This window comes from Nosocomiicoccus massiliensis (assembly GCF_000438455.1).
GTDB lineage: Bacteria > Bacillota > Bacilli > Staphylococcales > Salinicoccaceae > Nosocomiicoccus > Nosocomiicoccus massiliensis.
The window spans coordinates 1-5,200 of record NZ_CAVG010000047.1; the positions used below are offsets into that span (position 1 = coordinate 1).

General features: G+C 35.7%; 6 protein-coding genes and 1 riboswitch. Of the genes, 2 read left to right on the plus strand and 4 right to left on the minus strand.

The window, feature by feature from the left end; all coding sequences use genetic code 11:
- Positions 1-811, minus strand: an 811-nt coding sequence (locus TJ68_RS02285) for a nuclease-related domain-containing protein (protein WP_040928515.1), incomplete at its 3' end; no start/stop codon positions are given.
- A gap of 90 nt (positions 812-901) precedes the next feature.
- On the minus strand, positions 902-2,077 hold the full coding sequence (gene metK / locus TJ68_RS02290) for a methionine adenosyltransferase (protein WP_040928516.1): 1,176 nt from the start codon (positions 2,075-2,077) through the stop codon (positions 902-904).
- An 83-nt stretch (positions 2,078-2,160) separates the two neighbouring features.
- Positions 2,161-2,272, minus strand: a riboswitch (SAM riboswitch).
- A 136-nt stretch (positions 2,273-2,408) separates the two neighbouring features.
- On the opposite strand from metK, the gene pckA reads away from it, so the two are divergent.
- Positions 2,409-3,983: a phosphoenolpyruvate carboxykinase (ATP) gene (gene pckA, locus TJ68_RS02295; RefSeq protein WP_040928517.1), complete on the plus strand. Its 1,575-nt coding sequence runs from the start codon at positions 2,409-2,411 to the stop codon at positions 3,981-3,983.
- A gap of 114 nt (positions 3,984-4,097) precedes the next feature.
- Here pckA and ytkD read toward each other — a convergent pair whose 3' ends face one another.
- Positions 4,098-4,559, minus strand: a complete 462-nt coding sequence (ytkD, locus tag TJ68_RS02300) for an RNA deprotection pyrophosphohydrolase (protein ID WP_040928519.1) — start codon at positions 4,557-4,559, stop codon at positions 4,098-4,100.
- A gap of 69 nt (positions 4,560-4,628) precedes the next feature.
- On the opposite strand from ytkD, the gene yidD reads away from it, so the two are divergent.
- A complete protein-coding gene (gene yidD / locus TJ68_RS08250; RefSeq protein ID WP_081643641.1) occupies positions 4,629-4,853 on the plus strand; it encodes a membrane protein insertion efficiency factor YidD in 225 nt (74 codons plus the stop codon).
- On the opposite strand, the gene TJ68_RS02305 is transcribed toward yidD, so the two are convergent.
- Positions 4,837-5,200, minus strand: a 364-nt coding sequence (locus TJ68_RS02305) for an AMP-binding enzyme (RefSeq protein ID WP_040928520.1), incomplete at its 5' end; no start/stop codon positions are given. The genes yidD and TJ68_RS02305 overlap by 17 nt on opposite strands.

The following is a 5,200-nucleotide window of genomic DNA, read 5'->3' on the forward strand; positions in this document are numbered from 1 at the left end:
CAAGTTGTTCTGTTCCTACGATTACTTTCGCATTGCTATCTGTTGCGTAATTCATAATCGTATGACCACCGTTATCTTTCGGGTTAAAGTAAATAATAGGTACGACGTCAAACTGTAATTTTAATACGTTTCTCAGTTTTTCAGCTGTCGTTTCAGTATCTTCGATCGTGTTGTTGTAGTAATTTACAGCAACTTTTTCATCATTTTCTTTTTCAAATATTAACGTTTGTTCTTTGTTTGGATCTAAGTTTAACAGTTGGAAAATCCCTTCTAAATAAGGAATCTCGTCGTACTGTTCTTCAGTTACACCATGTAAAATATGTCCACTCCAGTATTTTGAATCGATTAAATAAATACCTGTACGCGTTAATACTAAGTGATCAATCTTACGCGTGTTCGTATAATTTCTAGATGGTAAATAAATATTCGACAGAATGTACATATCAGACTCGCGAATTCTCTCTTCTGTGACGAGTTTATTTTTAAAGTTTAATAGTGCTAAGTCTGTTAAATATTCACCTTTATCAACAGTAAATTGTTGGATACTTGATAATTTATTGTTTAAAAGCGTTGTATCTTCTAAATATTTTTCATTTAAGTGAGACACTTCTTTTTTATGTGCCATACGCTCATCTTCTTGATTTTTAACATAACTTTCGATGAGTGTTTCTTCTTTCTTTTTATATAATCTTTCATTTTCTTCAACTTCGTTACGATGTTTCACGTAGTAAATTAAAAATGAAATAATAACTATAAGTAACAAAGCTGCAACGATAATAAATAGTGGCTCTGTTAGTATTTCTGTTGACATAAAACTCACTTTCCTTTCGATTAACTTTGTCAATTATACCAATAATTTAAATAGAAATAAAATTAAAACAGCTCATGATGAGCTGTTTTACTAATTAAGATATGATTTTAATATATCTACTTTATCGAGTGCTTCCCATGGGACGTCGATATCGTGACGACCGAAGTGTCCGTAACTTGCTGTTTGTTTATAAATCGGACGCTGTAAATCTAACATCTCAATAATTCCGTCTGGAGTTAATGTAAATTCATTGCGTACTGCGGCTGCAATTTTTGAATCTTCGATTTTACCTGTTCCAAATGTATTTACTGAAATCGAGACAGGTTCAGCAACACCAATCGCATAAGATAACTGAATTTCACACTGTTTAGATAAACCACTCGCAACGATATTTTTAGCAATGTAACGCGCTGCATATGCTGCAGATCTATCTACTTTAGTTGGGTCTTTTCCACTAAATGCTCCCCCACCATGTCGTGCATATCCACCGTAAGTATCAACAATAATCTTACGTCCAGTTAAACCTGCATCTCCATGTGGTCCACCGATAACGAATCGACCTGTCGGGTTAATGATAATTCGAGTATCTTCGTCGATGAGATTTTCATCAATTACATAATCGATAACTTCACGCTTAATATCTTCTTTAATCTCACTGTGTGCGACTTTTTCATCGTGTTGTGTGGATAAGACGATTGTATCGACACGTAACGGCTGATCATTTTCATCGTATTCGACAGTGACTTGAGTTTTTCCATCTGGTCGAAGGTAGTCTAAAACATGCGTTTTACGCACTTCTGTTAGACGACGCGCGAGTTTATGCGCTAAAGTAATTGGGAGTGGCATGAATTCTTTAGTTTCGTCTGTCGCGTAACCAAACATTAAACCTTGGTCACCTGCTCCAGTCGTTCCACTCTCTTTTGATTCATTATCTCCTTCTCCATCAACACCTTGAGCAATATCGACTGACTGCTCATCAATTCCTGTTAATACAGACATCGTTTTATAATCATATCCGTATTCAGCATTCGTATAACCAATTTCTTGTACCGTATTTCTAACGATTTTAGGAATGTCGACGTACGTAGACGTTGAAATTTCTCCAACGATCATGGCAAGACCAGTGTTAACAACGGTCTCACATGCAACACGTGCGTCTTTATCGTCTTTAATAATCTCGTCTAAAATCGCATCTGAAATTTGGTCTGCAACTTTATCTGGATGACCTTCTGTTACAGACTCTGACGTAAATAATCTACGTTCCATTATATTTTCTCCTTAAAATATATTAGCTATCCCTTTCGATAAAAAAAGCCTTTTCTCATACATAGAGAAAAGGCCACCCTTTTCTCTTATCGTTCAGAAATCATTATTTCTGCAACCTTTAGCACCATTCTTCTACGTTAGAAGGGGTTGCTGGGCTTCACAGGGGGTATTCCCTCCACCGACTCTTGATAAGAGATAACTTGTTTACTAGAATACACAACATCAATGAAATTATCAAGTACTTTTAAAACATATCTCGATTCGGTGGAATCTTTTAGTATCTTGTATTAAAATATTAGATGATAAACAAAATTTGGAGGAAATTTATATAATGTCAAACTCTGTGAAAAGAATCGAAGCACTTGTACAAAAAGATTCAACAAACAATCAATTATCACGTGCAGAGCTTGTAGAAGCCGCATCTAGAAGAAAAGAAGGTAAAATTGCATCGAGCGGTGCATTCACTGCAACAACTGGTAAATATACAGGTCGTAGCCCTAAAGACCGCTTCATCGTTGAAGACGATGTGACAAGAGACACTGTAGATTGGGGAGAAGTAAACCAACCAATTAGTGGTGAGGTGTTCGATGCACTACTCGACAAAGTGTTAGATCACTTAGATAGTAAAGATGAATTATTCGTATTTAACGGATATGCAGGTGCAGATACGGATTCACGTTTAAACATTCGTGTCGTAAACGAATTCGCATGGCATAACTTATTCGTAAAAGCTTTATTTATCGATCCTGAAACAAAAGAAGAAGGTTTAAACATTTCACCTGACTTTACAATTGTTTCTGCACCATCATTTAAAGCAGACCCATCTGTAGATGGTACGAACTCTGAAACATTTATTTTAGTGAACTTTGAAAAGCAAATCGTTTTAATCGGTGGAACTGAATACGCTGGAGAGATGAAAAAATCTATCTTCTCTGTAATGAACTACCTACTTCCTCAAAAAGGTATTTTAAGTATGCACTGTTCAGCAAACGTCGGAGAAAATGATGACGTAGCGTTATTCTTCGGATTATCTGGTACAGGTAAAACGACACTTTCTGCAGATCCAAATCGTGGTCTAATCGGTGACGATGAGCACGGTTGGAACGAACACGGTGTCTTTAACATTGAAGGTGGATGCTACGCAAAAGCAATCAACTTATCTGAAGAGAAAGAACCTGAAATTTACCGTGCAATTAAATTCGGAAGTGTATTAGAGAATGTTATTTTAGATGATGAAAGAGATCCAGACTACGATGATAATTCTCTAACTGAAAATACACGTGCAGCGTACCCAATTAAACACATCGACAATGCGGTATTACCATCAAAAGCTGGTCACGCGAAGACGATCGTATTCTTAACAGCTGACGCTTTTGGAGTACTCCCTCCAATTGCGAAATTAACAAAAGAACAAGCAATGTACCACTTCTTAAGTGGATTTACATCAAAACTTGCAGGAACTGAACGCGGCGTAACATCTCCTGAACCAGTATTCTCAACGTGCTTCGGTGCACCGTTCTTACCATTACATGCATCAGTATATGCAGATAGACTTGGTGAATTAATCGATGAACACGATGTTTCAGTTTACCTTGTAAACACTGGTTGGACTGGTGGAGAATACGGTGTTGGTGAACGTATGAACCTAAAATACACACGTAAAATGGTTTCAGACGCTGTTGAAGGCGAACTTAAAAACCATGAGTTTGTTACTGATGAAACATTCGGCTTACAAATTCCAACAGAAATCGAAGGCGTTCCTAGCGACGTATTAAATCCTAGAAAAACATGGGCAGATAAAGATGCTTACGACAAAGTAGCAGGTCAACTGATTGACTCATTCAAAGAAAACTTCAAAAAATTCGGTGATGATGTAAAAGAAATCGCTGAAAAAGGCGGATTTTAATCTCCTTTTATAAGATTAAACGCACATTGATTAAATAATCAATGTGCGTTTTTCTATTAATGTATGACCTTTGTCCAGCTTTTTTCATTTTATCCTAAACCATGGATTAAGATATTATTCATCATTACACTCCCTACTATTAACCTTACGATATAAATATAAAATACAATCATCTTTAAGTAATCGACTTTTATCGGTTTCTTTTATTTCTTCAACGGAATGAAACAATATCGGACCTTTCGTTTCTAAATAGTCGTTTTTTTCTTCTATATCAGATAACTCTACGTGATAGACCGCTTTATAAAATGGTCGTGTCTCATGTACTTTATATGTTCCGAGGTACTCGACAGTTTTAACAACTCCCCCAGTCTCTTCAAATACTTCTCGTTTTAACGCTTCTATAATCGTTTCACCCGCTTCTACTTTTCCTCCTGGGAATTCAATGCCACGAGTTTTATGTCGAGTAAAGACATATTTATTATTATAAATTGGAATCGCAAGACAGTGTGTCGCTTCAATTGATTCATCAAAAAACAACTCTACTAAATTACCATTGTCATCTATAAACCGCTTCATCAGCTCACCTCAATTGAAATTAAAGTTTCTATTCTGTTATATTAAATTTAATAAGAAAAGATGGTGCATATGAAAAAAATAATTTTACGAATGATTCGTTTTTACCAACGATATATTTCGCCGATGTCTCCCCCATCATGCCGATTTTACCCGACGTGTTCTCAATATGCGATTGAAGCGGTAGAAGAACACGGTGCATTTAAAGGGAGTTATTTAGCTATTCGCCGTATTTTAAAATGTCATCCGCTTCATAAAGGTGGATTTGACCCTGTCCCTCCTAAAAAGAAGAAGTAGATGTTGTGATATACGCCTCTCGGTTTAATTTTCTAGAAATTTTACCAGATGGCGTATACTTTATTTCTTTAACGACTATAATTTCTTTTGGATGCTTATAACGTGCTAAATGTGTGTTAAAAATATTGATGAGTGCTCTCTCATCAATATTTTCCTCAATGAGTAAAACAGGAACTTGTCCCCACTCTTCATCTTCTTTTTTAACAACAACACACGTTTTTAAATCTGTATATTGTAAGACGATATCTTCGATTTCTTTTGGATAAATATTTTCTCCACCACTAATAATTAAATCATCTCTACGATCTAATATATATAAATATCCATCTTTAACTTCGGCGATATCT